The sequence below is a fragment of the Deltaproteobacteria bacterium genome, from assembly GCA_016875225.1.
Classification (GTDB): domain Bacteria; phylum Myxococcota_A; class UBA9160; order SZUA-336; family SZUA-336; genus VGRW01.
This window is the reverse complement of sequence record VGRW01000161.1, coordinates 1-2,967: the sequence shown is the minus strand read 5'-3', so window position 1 is coordinate 2,967 and position 2,967 is coordinate 1. Positions and strand designations below refer to the sequence as shown.

Here is a 2,967-nt window from a genome sequence, read left to right as displayed (position 1 = left end):
CGGAACGGGTCGGCCCAGCGCGTCGCCGATCCGCTGCAGGAGCTCGAGCAGCGTGGTTCGGACTCCGCGGCCGACGTTGATGGTCTTCCCGGCCAGCGCCGCCGGTGCGTTCGCGCAGGCCCGGTTCGCCGCGACCACGTCGGCGACGTACACGAAATCGCGTGACTGCAGACCGTCGCCGAAGATTCGCGGTCGCTCGCCGGCGCGCAGCGCAGCGACGAAGCGGGGAATCACTCCGGCGTACATCGAGCTCGGGTCCTGGCGCGGGCCGAACACGTTGAAGTAGCGCAGCGCGACGGCCTCGAATCCGAACAGGCGCGCGTACTGCTCGCAGTACAGCTCGCCGAGGAGCTTCTGCAGCGCGTAGGGCGAGCGTGGATCGCAGGGCATGTCCTCGCGTTTCGGCAGCTGCGGACCGTCGCCGTACACCGCCGTGGAGCTGGCCAGGACGAAGCGGCGGGAGCCGGCTCGGCGGGCGGCCTCGAGCGCGTGCAGGGTTCCGGTCGCGTTCACGTCGTGGGTCCCGACCGGGTCGTCGACGCTTTGTGGCACCGACGCGATCGCGGCCTGGTGGTAGACGACCTCGCAGCCGAGCGCCGCGCGCTCGAGCGCAGGCAGGTCGACCACGCTGCCACGGACGAGCTCGATCTCGCCTGCGACCTCGGAGAGGTTCTCGGCTTTGCCGCTGCTCATGTCGTCGAAGACGCGCACGTCCTCGCCGGCGTCGAGGCAGGCGCGAACGAGGTGCGAGCCGATGAAGCCGGCCCCGCCGGTGACCAGCACGCGCAAGGCTAGCTCCGCGCGGCCAGCGCGCTCTTCCGTCCGCGCTCGAGCTCGGCGTCGACCATCAGCTCGACGAGCTCGCGGAAGCTCGTGCGCGCCTCCCAGCCGAGCCGCTCGCGCGCCCTCGAGGGATCCGCGAGCAGCGTGTCGACCTCGGCGGGCCTGAGCAGTCGCGGGTCGGTGCGCACGTGGTCGCGGTAGTCGAGCCCGACGCGATTGAAGGCCAGCTCGCAGAACTCGCGCGGCGTGTGGTGGCGGCCGGTGCCGACGACGAAATCCTCCGGCTCGTCCTGCTGCAGCATCCGCCACATCGCCTCGACGTACTCCGGCGCGTAGCCCCAGTCGCGCTTCGCGTCGACGTTGCCGAGCTCGAGATGCTTCGCCTGGCCCAGCGAGATCCGCGCCGCGCCCTCGGCGATCTTGCGCGTCACGAACTCCCGACCGCGGCGCGGCGACTCGTGGTTGAACAGGATTCCCGAGCACGCGTACATCCCGTAGCTCTCGCGGTAGTTCACCGTGATCCAGTGCGCGTAGAGCTTCGCGACCCCGTAGGGGCTACGCGGGTGGAAGGGCGTGAGCTCGTTCTGCGGCGTCGCGCGCACGCGCCCGAACATCTCGCTCGAGCTGGCCTGGTAGAAGCGGATCTTCGGGTTCACCAGCCGGACCGCTTCCAGCATTCGCGTCACGCCGAGCGCCGTGAACTCGCCGGTGAGCAGCGGCTGGCTGAAGCTCGTGGGCACGAAGGACTGCGCGGCCAGGTTGTAGACCTCGTCCGGCTCGACCTCCTGGACCAGGTTCACGAGCGAGAGCTGATCGAGGAGATCCGCCTGGCGCAGCTCCAGCCGGTCGACCATGTGGCTGATGCGCTCGAAGTTCTCGCTGCTGGAGCGCCGCACCATCCCGATCACGCGGTAGCGCTTCGAGAGCAGGAGCTCGGCGAGATAGGAGCCGTCCTGACCGGTGATCCCGGTGATCAGCGCGGTGCGCGTCTGGTCCATGTCAGCGGCTTCTCGTGTGGGTCGGTCATCTCGGGTTCCGTGGGAGTAGCAGACGGGCCGTCCGGGCGCGATCGGCCGCGCGCGCCCGCCCGGATCACGGGCCGGCGCTCCTGGCCGCGCACCACCAGCGGTAGCAGAGCATCGTGACCAGCGCGGTGTGGAGCGCTGGATTGGCCGCAGCCGCTTCCCAGAGGCGATTTGCGCCGCCGGGCAGGAACGGGTCCGGGAAGCCCGGCGTGCCCTCGGCCAGAAGCGCGCGCAGAGAGCTCGCGAGCTTCGGGTCGCGCAGCCACGAGCGCAGCGGGATTCCGAAGCCCCGCTTCGGAGCGACGCAGACCTCTTCCGGAAGGTGGCGGGCGGCGAGACGCCGCAGCAGGTGCTTGTTCCGGCCGTCCTTCGCGCGCAGCCGCGACGGCACGCGCAGGCCGAGCTCCACCATCCGGTAGTCGAGAAAGGGCGAACGGAGCTCGAGCGAGTGGCGCATGCTCATCCGGTCCACCTTCACCAGGATGTCGTCGAGCATGTAGCTGCGCAGGTCCGTGCGCTGCGACTGGTCGATCGGGCTCGCGCCGCGCCACTCGGGAAGTCGCTCGCCGTAGCGGCGCACCAGCTCGTCTGCGTCCATGCGCAGCGCGGGGACCAGCACGTCGCGCGGCCAGTCCTCGAACGCGTACAGCGTCGCGCCGATCCCGAAGCGCCCCACCGGCTCCGCCAGACGCCGGCCGAACCGACGCAGAATCGTGTCGGGCCGCGCGACACCGGCGAGCAGCGCGCCGGCGGAGCGGCGCAGCGCAGCCGGCACGGCGTCGAGATGGCGCCAGCGCCAGGCGCGAACGTGGGCCGGGTAGCCGCCGAAGACCTCGTCGCCCGCGTCTCCGGTGAGGACCACGACCAGATGCTTGCGCGCCTCCGCGCAGATCAGCGCGGTGGGGAGCGCCGACGTGTCGAAGCACGGCTCGTCGAAGTGGCCCATCACGGCGGGGAGCTCGCTCATTCCCCGGCGCAGATCCACGTCGAGTCGCTCCATGCGCACGCCGAGCCTGCGCGCGGTCGCCGCGGCAAGCGGAGTCTCGTCCTCGGCCTCGCCGCCGAACCCGACCGTGAAGCACGCGAGGCCAGTACGCTGCTTCGCCGCGGCGGCCGCGACGAGTCCGGAATCGATGCCCCCGGAGAGGAAGACGCCCCC

General features: G+C 71.1%; 3 protein-coding genes. All 3 read right to left on the bottom strand.

What is annotated here, in order from left to right:
* On the bottom strand, positions 1-1,092 hold a 1,092-nt coding region (locus FJ108_18355), incomplete at its 3' end, for an NAD-dependent epimerase/dehydratase family protein (protein MBM4337855.1).
* Positions 792-1,781, bottom strand: a complete 990-nt coding sequence (gene gmd / locus FJ108_18350; protein MBM4337854.1) for a GDP-mannose 4,6-dehydratase — start codon at positions 1,779-1,781, stop codon at positions 792-794. The genes FJ108_18355 and gmd, both read right to left, overlap by 301 nt.
* Positions 1,782-1,875: 94 nt before the next feature.
* The coding region (locus tag FJ108_18345; protein ID MBM4337853.1) for an asparagine synthase at positions 1,876-2,967 on the bottom strand (1,092 nt) is incomplete at its 5' end.